We start from the raw sequence: 19364 nt of genomic DNA, 5'->3' as shown, positions 1-19364 counted from the left end.
GCCGCCGATGGTCACGGTGGTCATCACGTACTCGCCCATGTCTCGCCCCTGCGCCGCAGGCGCGGTGGGACCCCTCGTCCCACCCGGGGAGCCTGCACGGGAAAAGGGCCCCCTCGCGCGCGAGGGTGGGCCCGGGGCCGTGAGGCCCGATCAGGAAGCCGGATCCGGGGCCGGCAGGGCGCGGGCGGCGGGCCGGGAAGGCGGGGGAGTTCGGGGTCTGTGGCGGTCGTCTCGATGCGCACCACGACGGCGCCGTCGGCCGTGAGATCGCGCAGGTCGACGAGGACGGCGAGGGCCTTGGCCATGTCGCCGGCGAGATGAGCCCGCGCTTCGTCGATGGTCGGGGCGGAGTGGCGCCGCACGTACTCGCGGGCGCCGGCCTCGAGCACCCGGCCGGGCTCCAGAATATCGAGGTCGAGGGACATCTCGAAGGTGAGTGGATCGGTCATCCGCCGCAGCCTCTCGCGTTCGAACTCAGGGCTTTCATTGTTCGTCCGAGAGGCTGCTTTACCGGATTTCTCCTCTCCCTCTACGGCACGACGCTCGATCCGGCAGATCGGTCACCGCCCAGACCCTCCCGGCGGATCGAGGCAGCCAGCGGGCGGATCACCGCCACGCCGACTGGATCGGGCCGCTTCTGGCGCCTATGACATCGGCAGCGCACGACTCCGGCAGAGGCCGACCCTGTGAAGCCTTGTCCGCTCCCGCTGGGCCTCGGGACATTCCTGCACCGGCGCGCCCGACGACAGGCCCGGGTGCGGGCTCGCGCCCGCATCATGCACCGCCGCTACGGCAGCGACGCCTACTATCGCGCCCGCGAGCGGGCACGGCGCCCGGAAGGGCGCAGGACCAGGTACTGGACGAAGGTCGCGGTCGAGGTCGCCCGTCTTGAGGGACGCGAGATCGGCGTGCACGCCAGCGACCGTTGGCGGTAGGGTGGAAAAGCGCACTCTGCTTGACCGTGCGAACGGCTGCTTTCGATCCCTTGAAGACGTTCGAGGGCACGGTGCCGAACGACCGGGCCTGCGCGAGTGCGGACCCCGAACCTCTCGCGGCATCGATTGCCAACGTATGCCCCGTCCTGCATGGCCCCGCTGCAACTGGATCCCGCGCAGCATGCAGAACTCGTCCGCCTCCGCACCAAACGTCCAGCGACCCGTGATCCCGCGCACGGTGTGGGTTCTCGGCTTCGTCAGCCTGCTGATGGACGTGTCGTCCGAGATCGTTCAGGCGCTACTGCCGCTCTACCTCGTCGGCACTCTCGGGGCATCGGCAGCGCTCGTCGGCTTTGTCGAGGGCTTCTCCGTCGCTGTCGCGACGACGACCAAGCTCTTCTCGGGCATCATCACCGACTGGAGTGGTCGGCGGAAGCCGATGGTGATCGCCGGGTACGGGCTGGGAGCGGCCTCCAAGCTGATCTTCCCCGTGGCCTCCTCGATCGGCTGGATCGTCGGCGCGAAGGCGATCGACCGCGTCGGCAAGGGCATCCGCGGCACCCCGCGCGATGCACTGATCGCCGACGTTACACCGCCCGAGCTACGCGGGGCGAGCTTCGGGCTGCGCAAGTCGCTCGATACGGTCGGCGGCTTCCTTGGCCCGCTCGTCGCGATCGGTCTGCTGTTCCTGTTCGGCGGCAACGTACAGGCCGTGTTCTGGGTCGCCGTCGTACCGGCGCTCCTCGCGGTCGCGCTCCTGGTCGTGGGCATCGAGGAACCAGTGCACGCATCTCCGGTGAAGAAGGACGGCCCGCCGCGCGTAGCGGATGCTGTCAGACTCGGCAGGGGGGTGTGGCTGACGATCTTCGTCGCTTGCCTGCTAACTGCGGCGCGGTTCAGCGAGGCGTTCCTGTTGCTCAAGTCGCAGGAGGCCGGGTTCTCGTTGACCTGGGTTCCGATCACCCTGGTCATCATGCACGCGGTCTACGGCCTGACCGCCTACCCGGTCGGACGCCTGTCGGACGCGATCGGGCGGACGGGCCTGCTCGGGACCAGCCTCGTGTTCCTGGTGGTGGCCTACATGGTGCTCGCCCACGCCTCCTCCGTCTCCGCCTTCATGGTGGGCATCGTCTTGTGGGGACTGCACATGGGGTTCTCGCAGGGCCTGCTCGCGACGCTGATCGCCGACAGCGCGCCCGCCGCCCTGCGAGGCACGGCATTCGGCGTCTTCAACCTGCTGACGGGCGTTACGGTCCTGGCTGGCAATGTGGCGGCCGGGCTCATGTGGGACGCCTACGGTTCCTATGGCACCTTCATCACGGGTGCCTCTCTCTCAGCAGCGGGGGCGGTTGCGTTCGGACTGATCGCCGTTCAGCGGTTGCGGCTCGGTTCCGCAAGTAGCGCGAAGCGGACCTGAGCCGATCCACTACCAAGGGTCCGTAAACCACCTTCAGGAGACCTTCGCACGGCCAAGCTGCTTAGGTTTTGACCCCAGCAGCCTTGCAGAAGCCAGCTACCGGACGCGCGGCTGCGGCGCGGTTACGCTCGCCTTACCACCACGGGCCGGTCGTCCTCCGCCAGAGCAAGGCGGCGGATCAGGGCCAGGTCCGCATCAGAGCAGTCACCTCGCACCGCGATGACCACCCAATCCCCGGAGCGGCCGACGTGGCTGCCTGACAGGCGGTGGTTCGACGAGGTCTAGAACGACTCGTTCGGCTCGATCAGTCGCACGCGCGAGGTCAGGAACAGGATCCCCGACCCAGATTGCCGCAGAACTGGCGCTCGGCGGCTTCCGTCGTCTTCGGCCCACCGCCGACCATTCGCTGGCCGATTTGCCGGAACGCCTCATCGAAGCTCGTCGGGTTCGGCGTCGTCCGGGGAGTGAGCGTGTACCGGCCACCCCACGGTGGCTGGGCCGGATCGATCCGCCCGGTCGCGATCTCGTGCAGCAGCGTCCCGAGATAGCTCGGATCGGCCGGGTACGGGCAGACCCGCCACAGCGCTCGTATCGCCAACCGCCGGGCGAGGGGGAGCGCGAACAGGCGCTCGCGCTTTCTGCGCCCGCCGGCCGCCCGCTGCCGGCGGCTCTCCTGCTGCTGGCGCTCCCACTGCCCGGTGCGCCGGACCATCTCCTCGTCGACGTCGAGCTGGTGCTCGGCGACCACGGCGGCGAACAGGGGCAGGGCCGCCTGCTCGCGGACCTGCTTGCGCCGGTACGCCGCGCGCTTGCGCGACGTGTCCTCGAACGGGGTCGGCCGCGGCCAGGGCTTGAACCGCATCACGCGGCCGCCTGCATGTCGGCCGGGATCTCGTCGTCCTCATCGCCCTCGTCCGGCCCGCCGGCGCCCTCCGGGGCGAGCTCGGCTGGCAGGCGGGCGAGCAGCCAGTCGGCCGAGCGGCTCGCCATCCCCGCCGCCTGCACGATCGCGCGGGGGTCCGAGCTCAGCACCTCGAGCCAGGATGCGATGTAGTCGGCGTGGCGCACGGTCGGCACGATGCCGAGGCTGGCGCAGACGAAGGCCGCCGAGATCTCGGCCACCAGCTCCTCGCGCGCGTAGCCCTCGCTCCCGAAGCGCCCGGTGAAGTCGCGGGCGAGCCGGTGGGCAGCGCCCGTGGCGTGGGACAGCTCATGCGCTGCGGTCCGGTGGAAGTTCACTGGCTCGAAGAAGGATTGGGGCGGCGGCAGCACGATCGCGTCGTCGGCCGGGCGGTAGAACGCCCTCTGCCCGCCGATGTGGATGGGCACGCCGCTCGCCTCCATCAGCGCGCGGAAGCGCGGTTCGATCAGATCCTCGCGCGGCGGCGGGGGCGGCACGTAGAGGCCTTCGGGCAGCCCGTCGCACTGCGCGGCGTTGAAGACCGTGTACTGCTTAAGGAACGCGATCGACCGCGCCTCCACGCCGGCTGCGCTGGCTCGTTCGCGCTCCCGATCAGGGGTAAAGCGGTTGGCGTAGACGACCGGTGTGCCCTTCTCGCCGCGGCGCACGCAGCCGCCGAGGGCGAGCGCCTGGCGGAAGGTGAGCCAGCGCTGGGTCGGGTAGCCCGCCTCCATGCCGCTTGCCCACAGCAGCATCACGTTGATGCCGGAATACGCCCGCTCGGTCTGGGCATTGCGCGGCATCCCGACCGCGGCGGCACCGGGCAGATCGCCCCACGGCTGCACCCACGGCACCCGGCCCTCCTCGAGCTGGGCGATGATCGTGTCGGTGATGCGCTGGTAGAGGTCGACGCGCGGGGCTGGAACGGCCTCGGTGCGGCGGGCAGGGGATCTCCGGGAAGAGGAGGGGCGTCGGGCCATCGGCGTGGTCTCGCGACGGGCGCCGGAGCTTCTCTCCGGCCTGATCTCCCGTCATGACCTCTCCCGGCCTTCTCTCACTCCGGCACGACCTCCCGGCTGATCCACCACGCGGACGTTCGCGACGACGTGCGATGGGCAAGAAACCCACGGCAACTCACGCAAAGGTTGCTAGAACACAGAAAATTTATATCCTAGAATTGCATTTGACCCACATCGGGTACCCTGCGGCAGGCCTGGATAGAGGGACGGTCCTTGCAACGCTCAAGCCACCTGGATGAGCCCCTGGAGCAGCGCGTGCGCGCGGCCCACCGCCTCTACCTCGCGGCACTGATGCAACTCGAAGCCCTAGAGGGCGAGGACGGGTCCGCGGCCAGCGAGAGCGAGTACGCGAACGCACAGTTCGGACACGCGTACCAATTCAAGCTGCTGAACGGGCTGCTCGTACAGCTCGGCTACGTGCCGAAAGGCCTGGCGACGCGCGCCGAGATCCAGCGCGAATTGGCGGCGGAGAAGTCCCGGCGGCGAGGACGCAGGCCGGGGCGAACGGCTCGCGCGGAGTGGGCCGAGATGCCGGTCAGGTCAGCTTGATGAGGGCGGCAAGGCCCCCGAAAGTCGTCACGAGGCCGCCTACGATCATGCTCCCGAGCCGAATGGTCAATCGGAGAGTCTCCAGCTCCATGGCGGAGCGGAGTTCGTCCTTGGCCGCGCGCAGATCCTCCTTGGTCACGAGGTCGACCATGATGAACTCCCGGGCCGCTGCGGCATGTGCCTCGGCGTGATCGGTGGGGATGCCGGCCGCACGCAGGGCCTTAGAATATCCGAGTGTGTCGAACGCGTAAGCCATCGATAGGGCTCCATTTTCGTCGCAGGTCCGGCCCCGCCGCGATCGGCGGGGCCCGTGAAAGCCTGGGTCAGCCCCGGCGGCGGTTGGTCTCGCGGGTCCAGATCAGCGAGTGGGTCTTGCCGTCTTCCTCCGCGAAGAGGCGGGCGTAGAGGGGAGCCGGCAGGCTCGGGTCGTCGATCTTGACCGAGACGTAGTCCCGCTCACCCTTCGACACCTTGGCCCATCCGGCGCCGATCTCCGCCTTGCCGAGGTAGATCCGGTGGGTCGGGGCACTCTCGCCGCTGCGCTCCGTCGCCGGCACGATCGTGACCTTACGCGCCTGGATGGTGAGGGTGGCGATGTCGCCGGTGAAGCCGTTCTGGGTCTGGGTGAAGGTGCCGATGGTCGCCATGGTCGTGATCCTCTCGTCCGGTTGCTCTTGGCCGCGCTCCTGCGGCCTCGATGGCGTTCGTTGAGCCGGAGGCGACCGGCGCCGCACCTGCTTGCAGGCCGCAGCGTCAGCGGAGGACGGCGAGGGCAGGGTTTCTTGGGTTGCGCGAGGAGGCGCCGTTAGGCGACGGGGAAGAAACTCGGCATCCGCCGTTGCGGCCCCGGGCGACCCGGGTAGAACCGCCCATCACCGAGGCCTCTGGGCTGCGGCCAGGCCCACCGCGTCGCGGGAACGCCCCTGGTCCGGCTCGGAGGAACGCACCCTGACGTCGGTGGCTCCGGCCCTCGCCCCGCCCCGCCCCCTGGCTCATGGGCCGCTTGACCAGGGAGGATCTCGCTGCCGGACGCGCCGCCCCCCTCCGACGCCGTCAGGGGCGAGCTGGTGGGATGATCCGGCGGTTCGACAGGCGCGGTGGCTGATCGATCACGGGCGTCGACACACCCGCCAGGACCCTGCACCCGGCCGGGCCGCTGCGGCGGGGCAAGGCAGCCCCTGCGGTGCCCTGGGCCCGCACGGCCTCCACCCTCAGCCGTGCTTGCGACCCTGATACCGCCCGTAGCGGGTCCCGATGCCGTTGACGGCGGCCTGTGCAATGCGCTGCGCCCGGAGGCTGGGCGTCATCGACGGATAACCGTGGGGCAAGCCGAAGCGCAGCCGGTATTCGGTGAACGTCATGCCGTGGGCCACCAGATGGCGCTAAAGTATCTGATACTTCTTGCCATCGAGGAAGGACACCAATCCGTCCTCCGTGCTTGATCGGCGGATCTGTGCGTTCGTGGGCTTTCGGAGCACCGGATCCGGCTCAAGCTTGTCTATGGCAATATCCGAAAGCGCGCCATGAATCGCCTCGATCAGCCACGGAACCTGACAAATCGGGATGTAATTATTCGACACGTATGCCGCAACGATCAATGCCGCAACGTTCAGCGCCACCCTGTTCGCCAGATTCAGATCTGAGAACACAATCGCCACATCAGTATCCCTGCGAGGGCGAGGGAAGATCGAACCTATCTTCTACAAAGCCAACGACGATCTGCCGCTTTATGCGACGGCGATATCAGTTAGCGCCAAGTTTTTGCCCTTAAACAGCAACGGCATGCGATAGGACCGGGCGCAGGCATAGGCGAAGCACTCACTGAGCCCGAGCCCGGCCGGGTGACGGCCCTGGCCGTAGGTCTCGAACGCCTCGATCGCGCCCGCCGCCGCCTTGGGCGGCACGGCGAGCACCTGGATCGAGGCGAGCGCGAGGTACTCCTGCACGGCGCCTCCTGCGTCGGGCAGGGGCAGATCGAGGATGCTGCTGAGCGCGATCGTGGTCTCGGCGACCACAAGCGGCGAGGTGAGCCGCTGGCGGGCCTGCTGAAGGCGCGCGACGAGGGCGGCAGCCTCGGGGTCGCCGGAGAGGATCGCGACCAGTGCGGAGGTATCGACGAACATCAAAGGGTTCCGTAGAGTTGGCCGCGCAACACGCCGTCGGCGGGGCGCGGGTTCGGTCCGGCCCGCTCGCGTAGCCGACTGGCGAAGTCGAGCGACAGGCGGACGAGGTCGCGCTCGCCCTTCACTCGCTCGATCTCGCCGCGCAGGGCCTGACGAACGGCCTCGGTTTTGGTGGTGCGCTTGAGCGCCGCCAGCTCCTGAGCGAGGGCGTCGACCTCCGGATCCTTGATGAACAGAGCCATGGATATCCCAATCGGATATAGCTGATATCCCGGATAGGATATCCCGGGGCCGGTGCGAGGCAAGCCCGTGGCCCCGCGATGCAAGAAGGAGGAGGCAGGGAATGCGCTGCCCCGGCGCGAGGATCACTCCTCCCCGTGGGGATCGAACTCGGAGAGGACGTCGGCCGGGTCGCCCTCGTACTCGTCGGAGGTGACGACGCCGTAGCCGGCCTCGGAGCGGAAGACGGTGACCGGGACCATCAGGGAGGCCGCGAGGCTGTGGGCGTAGCGGTTCGCGAGGGAGAGGTCGGTGGCCATCGGGGTCTTCGCTCCGTGCTGGAGCGGGGGCGATCCCCGCTCGACAGCGGCCCCTAGAGGCCGGGAGTGGCCGCGATCACCGCGTAGGCGCAGCCGAAGCGGCCGCCCGCGCAGCGGAGCGGACCCCTCGCGGGTTGATCGTACAAGGCCGCGACGGCCTATCGGGGTGGCTGACGAGAGAGCGGGGTCGTCCACCGCCGGCTCGTGGCAGATATCGACAGGACATCGATATCATAGCGGCATGCAGTTACAGGGTACGGTCGATCCGACCTTGGGCGGCGGTGAAGAGCGGGCGGATCGCGGTCCGGATCTGGTTCATGAACCCGGGCCCGAACTGGCCACGCGCCGCCCGTTTCGGGTCGAAGTAGAACGAGCGTTCGACGACGTCGTGATTGCACTCGCTGACCGTGATCCAGCCGCGCTTCAGGTCTGACAGACCCGCCTGCCGCAGCTCGAGCGCCGGGATCTCGATGACGGCCTGACCCTCTGTTCGCCTAGAAGGCAAGGATAAGAAGTCCGGCCATCATCGTGACCTTACAATGGTCGCTGAAGCCTCTCTTCGATCACTCATTCCTTTTCAAAGCCTCATCGCTCCTATGCCACCGACCTGCCTCTGACTTCAGGTTGCCAACCGCCGCTGCAATCGTCATCGTCGGCTTTGATAATGTAGGGGTGAGCATGAGCGAGCGGAACAGGTTGCTGCAATCGATTGCAACGACGATCGAGGATTATCAAGCCGGCACCCTCCCTACCCCGACCCCTGAGCATGTCGAAAAATGGGTCAACCAGTTCACTCAATCGTCTCAGCTAGCAATATTAAGCGAAATCAACCATGTACTTGGAAAAACGTATTTTTCTAAAATTCGGGTGAGAGGTGTCTTGCGGGGCCTCATTCATCACCCCGGTTGGACAGCAGGCAACCCGCATGCATTCTGGCGGCAAGTGAATTTTCTCAACATGCAGCCGAGAGGCAATAGTCAGCGGGAGCTTCTGACAGTTTTTGACAAAAGACTTATTAAAGAATGCGGCTTCTCAATTATTGATTGCGCACAAGGCAACAAGTTCTTCTATCTTGACGACGGCCTGTTTTCTGGGGGCCGGATCGGTACTGATCTGGAAAATTGGATCATCGGTCAGGCACCTCAAAGGGCTGAGCTTATGGTCGCAGTCATTGCCTTGCACACACAAGGGCACTACTTCACAGATCGAAGCCTCAAGAGCGCAATCGCCCGGTCCGGAAAAAATATTTCCTTAAATTGGGCGCATTACATAGCCATTGAGGACGGCCTGTTCAAAGTAAATCAATCAGATGTTCTAAGACCAACCACTTCCGGAGCCGACCCGTCCGTAAACGCGTACATCGCACAACTTGGAAAGCCTCAAACATGGCGAACAGGGGCCAGCACGGGACCCAAGCAGTTCTTTTCGTCCAACGAAGGCCGAGAGGTGCTTGAGCAGGAATTTCTTAAAAAAGGCGTTGAGGTACGCGCGATGTGTCCCTATCTTAATATTCACCAGCGCCCTCTCGGAAATACGACTATGAGAACGTTCGGTTTTGGAACTTTATTTGCCACATATCGCAATTGTCCCAATAACGCACCGCTAGTGTTGTGGGCAGGCGATCCGTGGTATCCCTTGCTCCCCAGAATAACGAACTGACCGTCATGGCCAACGCCGATCCACGGACCTACCGCGTCGACGAAGTGGTCTCGTTCCGCAAGACCGGAGAGGAGTTTGGCGGCCTGTCCAACATGGCGCCAGGCTTTCCGCTTCGCATTGCCGGCGTGTCAGTGCGGACCTCGGAAGCCTTGTACCAAGCGTGTAGATTTCCCCATCGGCCCGAGGTGCAGAAGCTCATCGTGAGTGAGACAAGCCCGATGACGGCCAAGATGCGGTCCAAGCCATATCGGAACGACAGCCGCGATCAATGGGACGACATCCGAGTTCCCATCATGAAGTGGTGCCTCCGCGTCAAACTTGCGCAGAACTGGACGAAATTCGGCAACCTTCTTCTTCGTACGGAAAACAAGCCAATAGTAGAAGACTCACGGAAGGACGAGTTCTGGGGAGCAATCAAGGGCAATGATGGCAATTTTCGCGGCAGTAATGTTCTTGGTCGGCTTCTAATGGAGCTAAGAGAGAAACTGAAAAACGATCCAGAAAGCTTGATCCAAGTATTTCCTGTAAAAATCCACGATTTTACGCTCCTTGGCCGTGAAATACCAGTAGTTACAGTAAATTTTACGAAAAATGACGATCATCAGAGAGCCGCAAAACCTGACAGCGCTTTGCAGCTATGGGGTATACCCTAGTCAGCTTCGCCCATTCAGGCCCGCCAAGAGATATTTCGATCTGGATCTGGTGGACGGACGGCCTCGGTGATCTCCGATTGGCTGAAGAAGGGGGATTCGCTTTTAACCTGGCCGTGCTAGCGTGACCGCACCGTGCCGATCCGTCCCGAACACCGCCATTTCTACCCGATTGACTGGCCGCAGCTCTCGGCAGTGATCCGCTTCGGCCGCGCCGGCGGTCGCTGCGAGGCCTGTGGGCGTCCGCACGGGCAGGTGATCGTTTGCCTCGATGATGGGACATGGTTCGACGCCGAAGTTGGTCACTGGCGCTCCGGCCGCGGCCGACTGCTGCGGCGGCAGCCCGGGCTTGCGGCCCTGTCTCGCGCTCGGTTGACAGTGCCGATCCTGGCAGCGTGCCACCGCGAGCACGACACCAGCCTGAACGGTGACCGGGATCTTGCGGCATGGTGCCAGCGCTGCCACCTGATCCACGACCGGCCGGAGCATCTGCGCCGGCGGCGCCTGACCTACCTGCGAAGACGCGCGCTCGGGGATCTGTTCCTTGGCCCCTACCCGGTGATTTAGCGGGAAGATCTGGCGCCTGACACCCATCGGTGTCGCTGGCCTGCGAGCATCGAGGGATTGTGTCGTTTACTCAGTGCGAGGTCGCCGCCCCAACCGTTTGTAATGATGTCGACCTGCTCCGTGCAACCCTCTGATTGCAATAATATATTTTTGGCGCCATAGATCTTGCCGCTTTCGTACCCTTTTCTTTCTAACGGGGGCGAAGTGTATCTTGGCGTGCATGGCCCTTCCGCCCGGGCTGAAAAACTGGCATCGTCGCTTGGTGACGTATTGGCTCGCCCTCCGGCGGCTGCTTCCGCTCCTGGCGGTTCTCAGCCTCGCTCTCACCCCGGTGACCGCTTCGACGGCCGCCGCAGGGATGCGCGCGCCGGTATCCGCGAGCACCGACCACAACCTCATGGCGGAAATGGGCGCCGCCGACGTGGCTGGAATGGCCATGGACGACATGCCCTGCTGTCCTCACGAGAAGCCGGCTATGCCGGACTGCTCCAAGGCCTGCCCTCTGATGGCGCTCTGCCTGGCGAAAGTCGTCCCCGGTCCACCGATAAGCGTTGGCCCATTGGCTCCCACGCTTGTCGCCTCGGGCGTCTCTTGGGACGGCGACGCCGCCTTCGCGAGCCTGGCTCAGGTCCCCCCGTCCAAGCCTCCCCGAGCCTGAAACCGATGCCGCCGGCGTGAGCGCCGGCACGATGCCGCGCGTTCGCGTGCGGCCCGCCATCGCGTTCAGGAGATATTACCCGTGACCAACAACCCTCTCGCGCGCGCCCTCGCGCCCGCGCTGCTCGGCGCCGCCCTGTCGGTTCCGGCCCTACCGGCGCTCGCCGACATCAAGGATTACCGCTTCGAGCTGGTGCAGCAGGAGGCGAAGGTCGGCGAGACCGTGATCGCCGTCCGGCTGATCGACAAGCGCAGCGGCAAGCCGGTGCCCGACGCTGTCGTCTTTGCCAAGCGCCTCGACATGGCGCCCGACGCCATGGAGGAGATGGCCACCAAGGTCGAACAGGTCCCTTCGACCGAGCCGGGCATCTACCGCTTCAAGGCCAAGCTTTCGATGCAGGGCCGCTGGCGGCTGTCACTGGCCGCCAAGGTCCAGGGTGAGACCGGCACGGTCGAGGACAAGCTGGTCCTTCAGGCCGCGAAATGACCCGCTCGGCATGGCTTGCCGGGACCCTCGCCGCGCTTGCGGCGGGGGGCCTCGGCTATTGGACGGGGCACGGGAGCGCTCCCGCCTTCGTCGAACGGGCAGGGTCGGACCTCGCACCCGCCCTCGTCGAGTGGGCGCGGACCGGCTTCGCACACTGGATGCCGGACACCCGTCCGAACCGGCTGACGCCAACACCCAAAGCACAGGTCCCGACCGGGCCGGTGGTCTACTACCGTGACCCGGACGGGAAACCGGTCTACTCGGCCTCGCCCATGGTGACAGGGGACGGTCGCACGTTCCGGCCAGTGCATGCGAGCGAGGACGTCCGCTTCGACGCCGGCGACGCCGAGGCCATGTCCGCCGACGTGGCGCACCACGGCATGCCGTTCGACGAGGCGGCTAAGCCCGGGGCCGGTGCGCGTCGCATCCTCTACTATCGCAACCCAATGGGACTGCCGGACACCTCGCCGAAGCCGAAGAAGGACTCGATGGGGATGGACTACGTCCCTGTCTATGCGGGCGAGGACGAGGGCGGCGTCGTGGCCGTCTCGCCCGCCAAGATCCAGCGAACCGGCGTGCGCACGGCGGCGGCCGAGCGGCGGGCCGTCTCCCAGCCGGTTCGGGTACCCGGCACGGTCGCGCTCGACGAGCGCCGCGTCACTGTCGTGGCGACCCGTTCGGACGCTTACGTCGACCACGTCGAGAACGTCACCACCGGCGACCGGGTCCGAAAGGGCCAGCCCCTGGTCAACGTCTACTCGCCCGAGATCAATGCGGCCGCAGCCCAGCTCATCGCCAACCCCGGCTTCGACGGGACCCGGCGGCGCCTGCAGAACCTCAACGTCTCGGAAGCCGTCATCGACGAGATGGAGCGCACCCGGAAGGTGCCGATGGCCATCACCTGGTCGTCGCCCCGCGACGGTCTTGTCCTGCAGCGAACCGCCGTCGAGGGTATGAGGGCCGCGGCCGGCGACACTCTGTTCCGGATCGGCGACATCTCCCTGATGTGGGTGCTGGCCGATGTGCCCGAGCGCGACCTCGCAGGGATCCGTGTGGGCCAGCTCGTGACCGTACGCCTGCGCTCGGCACCGGGGCGGACCTTCTCCGGCAAAGTGGCGGTCATCTACCCGCAGGTGAACCCCGGGACCCGTGCCACGCGGGTACGCATCGAACTGCCGAACCCAGACGGCGCGCTGCTCCCCGACATGTACGCCGACATCGAGATCGCGACCGGTGCCGCGAGCCCGGTGATGGCAGTGCCGGATGACGCGGTTATCGACACGGGTGAGCACCAGGTCGTTCTTCTCGACCGCGGCGAGGGCCGCTTCGAGCCGAAGGAGGTGAAGGTCGGCGTGCGCGGCGGCGGCTACGTCGAGGTGCGCGAGGGCGTCTCTGCCGGCGACCGGGTGGTCACCGCGGCGAACTTCCTGATCGACGCCGAGAGCAACCTGAAGGCGGCGCTCCAGTCCATGACCGCGCCGAAGGACGACCGGCAGGCGTCGAGCGCGGGGGCGATGCGATGATCGCGCGCCTTATCGGCTGGTCGGCCCGCAACCTCGTCCTAGTGCTGGTCGGCACCGTGTTCGCGATCGCGACCGGGGTCCTGGCCCTCCGAACCCTGCCGCTCGACGCCATCCCGGACCTCTCGGACGTGCAGGCCATCGTCTACACCGAGTACCCTGGGCAAGCCCCTCAGGTCGTAGAAGACCAGGTAACGTACCCCCTGACCACCGCCATGTTGACGGTGCCGAGGGCGAAGGTGGTGCGCGGCTTTTCCTTCTTCGGCGTCAGCTTCGTCTACGTGATCTTCGAGGACGGCACCGACCCCTACTGGGGCCGCTCGCGTGTGCTGGAGTACCTCAACGGCGCGGCGGCTCGCCTGCCGGCCGGTGTTACGCCGACCCTTGGCCCCGACGCCACGGGGGTGGGCTGGGTCTACCAGTATGTGGTGGTTGCACGTGAGCAAACGCTCGCCGAGCTTCGCTCGCTGCAGGACTGGGTCATCCGCTTCGGGGCATCGCGCGCCGAAGGGGTGGCCGAGATCGCCGGCGTTGGCGGGTTCGTCAAGCAGTACAACGTCGTCGTCGACCCGAACCGGCTGCGCGCCCAGGGCATCTCGCTCAACAAGCTTCGGGACGCCATCCGGGTGAGCAACGCCGACGTCGGCGGTCGCACGGTCGAGCTCTCCGAATTCGAGTTCATGGTGCGCGGGCGCGGCTATCTGAGGAACGTCGCCGACATCGAGAACATCGTGCTCAAGACCGCCAGCGGCACGCCGCTGCGGGTCCGGGACGTCGCCCGGGTCGAGCTCGGACCGGACGAGCGGCGCGGCATCACCGAGATGAACGGCGAGGGCGAGGTAGCCGGCGGCATCGTCCTGCAGCGCTTCGGCGCCAACGCCCTCAACGTCATAGAAAGTGTGAAGACGAAGCTCGCCGAGGTGGCGAAAAGCCTGCCGGCGGGCACCGAGATCCTACCGGTCTACGACCGCTCGCAGCTCATCGACGCGGCCATCGAGACGCTCAAGGGCACGCTCGTCGAGGAGAGCGTCGTGGTCTCCTTGGTCTGCATCGTTTTCCTGCTGCACGTGCGCAGCGCGCTGGTGGCCATCCTGATGCTGCCGGTCGGTATCCTGATGGCGCTCACAGGCATGAAGGCGCTTGGGATTGGCGCCAACATCATGAGCCTGGGCGGCATCGCCATCGCGGTCGGCGCCATGGTCGACGCCGCCATCGTGATGATCGAGAACGCCCACAAGCACCTGGAGCGGGCGCCACCGGGCAAGCCGCGGGTCGAGATCCTGGTCGAGGCCGCGGCTGAAGTCGGACCTTCCCTGTTCTTCTCGCTCCTCGTCATCACGGTCTCGTTCCTGCCGATCTTCACCTTGGAGAGCCAGGAGGGGCGACTGTTCGGGCCGCTCGCCTACACCAAGACCTTCGCCATGGCAGCGGCGGCGCTTCTCTCGGTGACCCTGGTGCCGGCACTGATGGTGCTGTTCGTGCGCGGGCGGATCGTGCCGGAGCACCGCAACCCCCTGAACCGGCTGCTCATCTGGCTGTACCGGCCGCTCATCGCCGGCGTACTGCGGGCCCGGGCCCTGACTATCCTGCTCGCCGTGGGGGCGCTCGCGGCCACTGCTTGGCCGGCGCGGCAACTCGGCTCCGAGTTCATGCCAGAGCTGAACGAGGGGACGCTCCTCTACATGCCGACGACCCTGCCGGGCATCTCGGTAACGAAGGCGGGCGAACTCCTCGCCACCCAGGACCGCATCATCAAGTCGTTCCCTGAGGTCGCCTCGGTCTACGGCAAGGCGGGACGCGCCAACACCGCGACCGACCCCGCCCCGATGGAGATGTTCGAGACGGTCATCACGCTGAAGCCGAAAGCAGAGTGGCGCCCCGGCGTGACGCTCGCCAGCCTCAAGGGCGAGATGGACGCGGCCCTGCAGTTCCCGGGCGTGTCGAATGCCTGGACGCAGCCTATCCGGGCCCGCATCGACATGCTCTCGACCGGCATCCGTACGCCGGTCGGCGTGAAGGTGCTGGGAACCGACCTGAGGAAGATGGAGGAGGTCGCCCGCCAGGTCGAGGCGGTGCTCCGGGCCGTGCCCGGCACGTCGAGCGCCTACGCCGAGCGGGTCATCGGCGGCTACTTCCTCGACATCACGCCGGACCGCGAGGCGCTCGGGCGCTACGGCCTGATGGTCGGTGACGTACAGGACGTCGTCGCGACCGCGCTCGGCGGCCAGGCCGTGACGAACACCGTCGAAGGTCGAGAGCGCTACACGGTCAACGTGCGCTATCCCCGGGCCTACCGGTCGAACCCACGGGCCATCGCTGACGAGGTGCAGGTGCCGCTGCCCGCGGGCGGCACGGTGCCACTGCGCGAGGTGGCGAAGGTCGAGCTCACCCGCGGCCCGACCTCGATCCGCACTGAGAACGGACAGCTCGCGATCTACATCTTCGTCGACATCGCGGGGCGCGATCTCGGCGGCTACGTGGCCGAGGCCCGCAAGGCTGTCACCGACGAGATCAAGCTGCCCCAAGGCTCCACCCTGCAGTGGAGCGGGCAGTACGAGTACCTTGAGCGGGCGGAGGCGCGGCTGAGGGTCGTGGTGCCGATGACGCTGCTGGTCGTCCTCCTGCTGCTCTACCTGAACTTCCAGCGGCTTACCGAGACGCTCATCGTCATGCTGTCTCTGCCCTTCGCGCTTGTCGGCGGGGTCTGGCTGCTCTGGTGGATGGGCTTCAACATGTCGGTCGCGGTGGCGGTCGGGTTCATCGCCTTAGCCGGCGTCGCCGCGGAGACCGGGGTGATCATGCTGGTCTACCTCGACCATGCCCTCGACGAGGTCCGGGCCGGGTGCGAACGGGAGGGGCGGCCGCTTACGCGTGCGGATCTGGGCCAAGCCATCATGGTCGGCGCGGTCGAGCGGGTCCGCCCCAAGATGATGACCGTGACGGCCATCATGGCAGGGCTCGTCCCGATCCTCTGGAGCACGGGTGCGGGGTCCGAGGTGATGCAGCGGATCGCAGTACCCATGATCGGCGGGATGGTCTCCTCGACTGTTCTGACGCTGGTCGTGATCCCGGCGGTCTACGCACTGGTGAAGAGCCGCGGGCTTCCACCGACGAACGCGGTGGCTGAGGCGACCGCACGGACACCTTTGGCTGCCGAATGAGAAACCGACAGGAGCAAGCGATGAAGGCTGACAGTTTGCTATCGCGCCGGACCCTTCTCGCGGGTTTGGCGGCCGGACTGACCGTGGGGCGACAGGCACTCGCCGCAGGCCTGCCCGTAGTGGCGGTGACCAAGGACCCGACCTGCGGCTGCTGCGAGAAGTGGGTGGCCCACCTGCGCGAAGCCGGCTTCACGGTGACTGTGACCGAGGGGCCGGTGAACCCGGTGAAGGCACGTCTCGGCGTGCCGCGGGACCTCGCCTCCTGCCACACCGCCGAGGTCGGCGGCTACGTCGTCGAGGGGCACGTGCCGGCCGGAGCGATCAAGCGTCTGCTCACGGCGAAGCCCAAAGGAACGGGTTTGGCGGTTCAGGGCATGCCGATTGGCTCACCCGGAATGGAGGCCGAGGGCATGGAGCCCAACACCTACGAGGTCACCCTGTTCGGAGCGGAAGGGCGGAGCGTCTTCGCACGCTACCGGGGTAGCGAGCCGGCCTGAGCCTGCCGTCCGACAGGATCACTCTTGACCTTCCCATTATGGGAAGCTTCATATGGGTAGGACGCCAAACGGGAGAGCGTCATGTTCCGCTACAAGGTCGACAAGATGGGCTGCGGCGGCTGCGCCAAGTCTGTCACCCGCGCCGTCCTCGGCGTCGCGCCAAACGCTCAGGTCGAGGTGGATCTGGAAGCTAAGCTCGTCACGGTGTCGGGAACCTCCGGCCCGGCGGACCGCATCACCCAAGCCATCATCGCCGCCGGCTTCCCGGCGGAACCGCTCCGCGCTGCCGCTTGAAAAGCTGTGGCGGAAACCAAACCTGTTCACGGGCATTCACGTCTCAACGGCAGACATAGTCCCGCCACCAAAAACGGTGTAAGCCAGACCTCATGAGCCTCGACCGGCAAATCGTGCGTTTGATGGCGGCGATGATCCTCGCGATCATCGCCTACGTCGCGCCGTCCGCCGTCCAGGCCCACGAGGGACACCGACACGACGGCCACCATGTGGCTGCGGTGCAGCCAGCGACCGCACCGGTGGCTGAGGCCGGGTCGGCGTCCGTCAAGCCGGCGGTCGGAACCGGGGTACCTGCTTGGTCCACGTTCGCGCTCCCGGTCTCGTTCATCGAGCCTGCGCGCATCGAACTGGAGCAGGATGGCGGCTGCTGCCCCGGGCCTTGCAAGACCCGCTGCTGCGGGCCGATGGCCTGCTGTGCCACCGGCATCCTGTCCGGCCCGTCTACCTTGTCGCCGTCCCTTTTCCGGATCGTCACGCTGATCCCGCGTGATATCGCCGGTCGCGCCGGCCCCGGCCCCGAGGCCCTGCCCGAGCCCCCACGAACCCTCGCGTGAGATGAGGCGCGCCTGAGGCGCGCGACACCCGGATTGCGTCTGCTGTCAAGGCGCGCGTCCGGCCTCCCCGACGCGAGGATTTCTGTTCATGCCGACCCGATTTACCGCCGCCCTGGGCGCGGCGGCGCTGCTTGCCGCCGTCCTGGTGGGGCCTGCTCATGCCCATGGCGGACACGACCACGGCACGGCTCCCCCGCCCGTCTCCACGACCATTGCCCCACGCGGCGAGGCCCTGTCGGACGCCTTCGAACTCGTCGCCATCCCGCGCGATGGCACCCTGATGCTCTACCTCGACCGCTTCCGGACGAACGAGCCGGTGCCGGGCGCCACGGTCGAGGTCGAGACACCCGAAGGCCCCCGGACCGCCACGGCCACGCAGGAAGGCGGCTATGCCCTACCGGCACCCTGGCTGTCGAAGCCCGGCCGGCACGAGCTCGTCGCGACCGTTACGGCCGGCGATGCCGTCGACGTGCTCACCGTCGCGGTCACCGTGCCCGATCCGAAGGTTTCTCCGGCAGCGGCACCGGCTCCTGCCGCCCCCACTCAGGCGGTGATGGGACGCGTCTCCGAGGTCGCCCATGGGGTACGCGAGCGCCTCGGGCAGAAAGACCCGACGCTGGTGGCTTCGATCGCCGTGGCGTTCCTGCTCGGCATGCTCGTGACTGCAGCGGTGCGCGGCCGCCGCAGCACCCCTGCCGTTGCGCTGCTGGCCATCGGTATCACCCTCGTTCTCGGTACCGCCGCCTTCGCGCACGGCGACGAGGATCACGGCGCCCCCGTGCAGGGGGCGGCCCTGATCGAGCCGCGACCATCCGCACCAGCGACCTCTGACCTCGCCCAGCGCCTGCCCGACGGCTCCGTGTTCGTGCCCAAGCCCACGCAGCGGCTGCTCGTGCTGCGCACCACGATGACCGAGCAGGGCAGCTTCCACCGCTCGGTCGAGCTGCCGGGCCGCATCATTCCGGACCCGAATGCCAGTGGCGTCGTGCAGTCCTCTGTCGGTGGCCGCCTCTCACCGCCGCCCTCCGGCCTGTTCCCACGCTTGGGGACCAAGGTCCGGAAGGGAGATGTACTTGCCAGCGTAGCACCGCCCGTCCAGGCCATCGACGTTTCCGACATGCGCCAGCGCCAGGGCGAGCTCGACCAGCAGATCGCCATCGTCGAACGCCGGGTCGAGCGCTACCGCAAGCTTGCTACCACCGGTGCGGTGGCTCAGACTCAGCTAGACGATGCTCAGGCCGAATTGGTCGGCCTGCACGACCGCCGGTCGGCCCTCGACAAGGCTCGGCAGCAGCCCGAGACGCTGGTGGCCCCTGTCGACGGCGTAGTGGCACAGGCGACCGCGGTCGCCGGCCAGATGGCGGCGCCTGGCGCCATGGTTTTCCAGATCGTCGACCCCAACCGCCTCTGGGTCGAGGCGCTGAGCTTCGACGCCCTGACCGCGGCGCAGAACGCTACGGCCCGGTTGGCCGACGGGCGCACACTGAAGCTGGCGTACCAGGGCACCGGCCTCGCCGATCGCAACCAGGCCATTCCGGTTCAGTTCGCGATCCAGGGTGGCGCCTCGGGTCTGCGGGTCGGCCAGTTCGTTACCGTGCTGGCCGGCACGGACGCCGAGCAGTCCGGCCTAGCGCTGCCGCGCTCGGCCATCGTGCGCACCGGCAACGGGCAGGACGTCGTCTACGAGCACACCACCGCCGAGCGCTTCGAGGCCAGGCCCGTCCGGGTTGAGCCGCTCGATGGCGGGCGCGTGCTGATCGCCGAGGGCGTTGGACCCGGTAAGCGCGTCGTGACCCAGGGCGCCGAACTCCTCGACCAGGTTCGCTGAGGAGGCA

The 19364-nt window shown here is 67.0% G+C and carries 22 protein-coding genes and 1 pseudogene; 14 read left to right on the top strand and 9 right to left on the bottom strand.

All coding sequences use genetic code 11. The annotated features are described in order from the left end of the window. Positions 1–317: 317 nt before the first annotated feature. From QR78_RS33925 to QR78_RS06220, 3 genes are all read left to right on the top strand, one after another. A complete protein-coding gene (locus QR78_RS33925) occupies positions 318–650 on the top strand; it encodes a hypothetical protein (protein ID WP_125940037.1) in 333 nt (110 codons plus the stop codon). Positions 651–755: 105 nt separating this feature from the next. Further along, positions 756–935: a hypothetical protein gene (locus tag QR78_RS06225; RefSeq protein ID WP_048426632.1), complete on the top strand. Its 180-nt coding sequence runs from the start codon at positions 756–758 to the stop codon at positions 933–935. Positions 936–1116: 181 nt separating this feature from the next. Then, positions 1117–2352: an MFS transporter gene (locus tag QR78_RS06220; RefSeq protein WP_048426631.1), complete on the top strand. Its 1236-nt coding sequence runs from the start codon at positions 1117–1119 to the stop codon at positions 2350–2352. Between the two features lie 322 nt (positions 2353–2674). Here QR78_RS06220 and QR78_RS06215 read toward each other — a convergent pair whose 3' ends face one another. Further along, a complete protein-coding gene (locus tag QR78_RS06215) occupies positions 2675–3214 on the bottom strand; it encodes a hypothetical protein (RefSeq protein ID WP_244276245.1) in 540 nt (179 codons plus the stop codon). Next, on the bottom strand, positions 3214–4233 hold the full coding sequence (locus tag QR78_RS06210; protein ID WP_048426630.1) for an ArdC family protein: 1020 nt from the start codon (positions 4231–4233) through the stop codon (positions 3214–3216). The genes QR78_RS06215 and QR78_RS06210 overlap by 1 nt, the downstream gene beginning before the upstream one ends. A 294-nt stretch (positions 4234–4527) precedes the next feature. Here QR78_RS06210 and QR78_RS06205 point away from each other — a divergent pair, with 294 nt between their 5' ends. Then, the gene (locus QR78_RS06205) at positions 4528–4821 is read left to right on the top strand and encodes a hypothetical protein (RefSeq protein ID WP_125900862.1); all 294 of its coding nucleotides are present in this window, start codon (positions 4528–4530) and stop codon (positions 4819–4821) included. Here the strand turns inward: QR78_RS06205 and QR78_RS06200 are convergent. The 7 genes and pseudogenes from QR78_RS06200 to QR78_RS06175 all read right to left on the bottom strand — a co-directional run bounded on the left by QR78_RS06200 (position 4808) and on the right by QR78_RS06175 (position 7988). Further along, positions 4808–5077 carry a hypothetical protein gene (locus QR78_RS06200; protein WP_048426628.1) on the bottom strand — a complete coding sequence of 90 codons (270 nt, stop codon included), beginning with the start codon at positions 5075–5077 and terminating at the stop codon, positions 4808–4810. The two genes, QR78_RS06205 and QR78_RS06200, sit on opposite strands and share 14 nt — an antisense overlap. A gap of 67 nt (positions 5078–5144) precedes the next feature. Further along, positions 5145–5468 carry a DUF736 domain-containing protein gene (locus tag QR78_RS06195; protein WP_048426627.1) on the bottom strand — a complete coding sequence of 108 codons (324 nt, stop codon included), beginning with the start codon at positions 5466–5468 and terminating at the stop codon, positions 5145–5147. A gap of 564 nt (positions 5469–6032) precedes the next feature. Further along, positions 6033–6440: pseudogene (locus tag QR78_RS35870) on the bottom strand (MucR family transcriptional regulator). A 108-nt stretch (positions 6441–6548) separates the two neighbouring features. Further along, positions 6549–6944: a type II toxin-antitoxin system VapC family toxin gene (locus tag QR78_RS06185; protein WP_048426626.1), complete on the bottom strand. Its 396-nt coding sequence runs from the start codon at positions 6942–6944 to the stop codon at positions 6549–6551. Continuing rightward, entirely contained in the window at positions 6944–7186 is a 243-nt protein-coding gene (locus QR78_RS06180) for a type II toxin-antitoxin system VapB family antitoxin (protein ID WP_048426625.1), read from the bottom strand. Before QR78_RS06180 ends, QR78_RS06185 begins: the two co-directional genes overlap by 1 nt. A gap of 123 nt (positions 7187–7309) precedes the next feature. After that, positions 7310–7483, bottom strand: coding sequence for a hypothetical protein (locus QR78_RS35440; protein WP_167349666.1), 174 nt, complete (start codon positions 7481–7483; stop codon positions 7310–7312). A gap of 247 nt (positions 7484–7730) precedes the next feature. After that, positions 7731–7988, bottom strand: coding sequence for a hypothetical protein (locus QR78_RS06175; RefSeq protein WP_179945791.1), 258 nt, complete (start codon positions 7986–7988; stop codon positions 7731–7733). Between the two features lie 173 nt (positions 7989–8161). Here QR78_RS06175 and QR78_RS33920 point away from each other — a divergent pair, with 173 nt between their 5' ends. From QR78_RS33920 to QR78_RS06135, 10 genes are all read left to right on the top strand, one after another. Continuing rightward, positions 8162–9142 carry a phosphoribosyltransferase-like protein gene (locus tag QR78_RS33920; protein WP_125900858.1) on the top strand — a complete coding sequence of 327 codons (981 nt, stop codon included), beginning with the start codon at positions 8162–8164 and terminating at the stop codon, positions 9140–9142. A 5-nt stretch (positions 9143–9147) separates the two neighbouring features. Continuing rightward, the gene (locus QR78_RS32450) at positions 9148–9795 is read left to right on the top strand and encodes an NADAR family protein (RefSeq protein ID WP_082171534.1); all 648 of its coding nucleotides are present in this window, start codon (positions 9148–9150) and stop codon (positions 9793–9795) included. Positions 9796–9927: 132 nt separating this feature from the next. Beyond that, complete coding sequence (locus tag QR78_RS32445) at positions 9928–10359, top strand: hypothetical protein (RefSeq protein ID WP_082171533.1); 432 nt, start codon at positions 9928–9930, stop codon at positions 10357–10359. Positions 10360–11098: 739 nt separating this feature from the next. Beyond that, complete coding sequence (locus QR78_RS06165) at positions 11099–11503, top strand: FixH family protein (RefSeq protein ID WP_048426623.1); 405 nt, start codon at positions 11099–11101, stop codon at positions 11501–11503. After that, positions 11500–13026 carry an efflux RND transporter periplasmic adaptor subunit gene (locus QR78_RS06160; protein WP_048426622.1) on the top strand — a complete coding sequence of 509 codons (1527 nt, stop codon included), beginning with the start codon at positions 11500–11502 and terminating at the stop codon, positions 13024–13026. The genes QR78_RS06165 and QR78_RS06160 overlap by 4 nt, the downstream gene beginning before the upstream one ends. Then, positions 13023–16184, top strand: coding sequence for an efflux RND transporter permease subunit (locus QR78_RS06155; protein ID WP_048426621.1), 3162 nt, complete (start codon positions 13023–13025; stop codon positions 16182–16184). Before QR78_RS06160 ends, QR78_RS06155 begins: the two co-directional genes overlap by 4 nt. A 20-nt stretch (positions 16185–16204) precedes the next feature. Next, entirely contained in the window at positions 16205–16681 is a 477-nt protein-coding gene (locus QR78_RS06150; RefSeq protein WP_048426620.1) for a DUF411 domain-containing protein, read from the top strand. 81 nt (positions 16682–16762) lie between these two features. Further along, positions 16763–16975 carry a heavy-metal-associated domain-containing protein gene (locus QR78_RS06145; RefSeq protein WP_048426619.1) on the top strand — a complete coding sequence of 71 codons (213 nt, stop codon included), beginning with the start codon at positions 16763–16765 and terminating at the stop codon, positions 16973–16975. Positions 16976–17067: 92 nt separating this feature from the next. Further along, positions 17068–17529: a hypothetical protein gene (locus QR78_RS06140; protein ID WP_048426618.1), complete on the top strand. Its 462-nt coding sequence runs from the start codon at positions 17068–17070 to the stop codon at positions 17527–17529. An 88-nt stretch (positions 17530–17617) separates the two neighbouring features. Further along, positions 17618–19357, top strand: coding sequence for an efflux RND transporter periplasmic adaptor subunit (locus QR78_RS06135; RefSeq protein ID WP_048426617.1), 1740 nt, complete (start codon positions 17618–17620; stop codon positions 19355–19357). The last annotated feature ends 7 nt before the right edge of the window (positions 19358–19364 follow it).

Origin of the sequence: Methylobacterium indicum, from assembly GCF_001043895.1 — a bacterium.
Taxonomy (GTDB): Bacteria; Pseudomonadota; Alphaproteobacteria; order Rhizobiales; family Beijerinckiaceae; genus Methylobacterium; species Methylobacterium indicum.
This window is presented reverse-complemented; position numbering and strand designations above follow the sequence as displayed.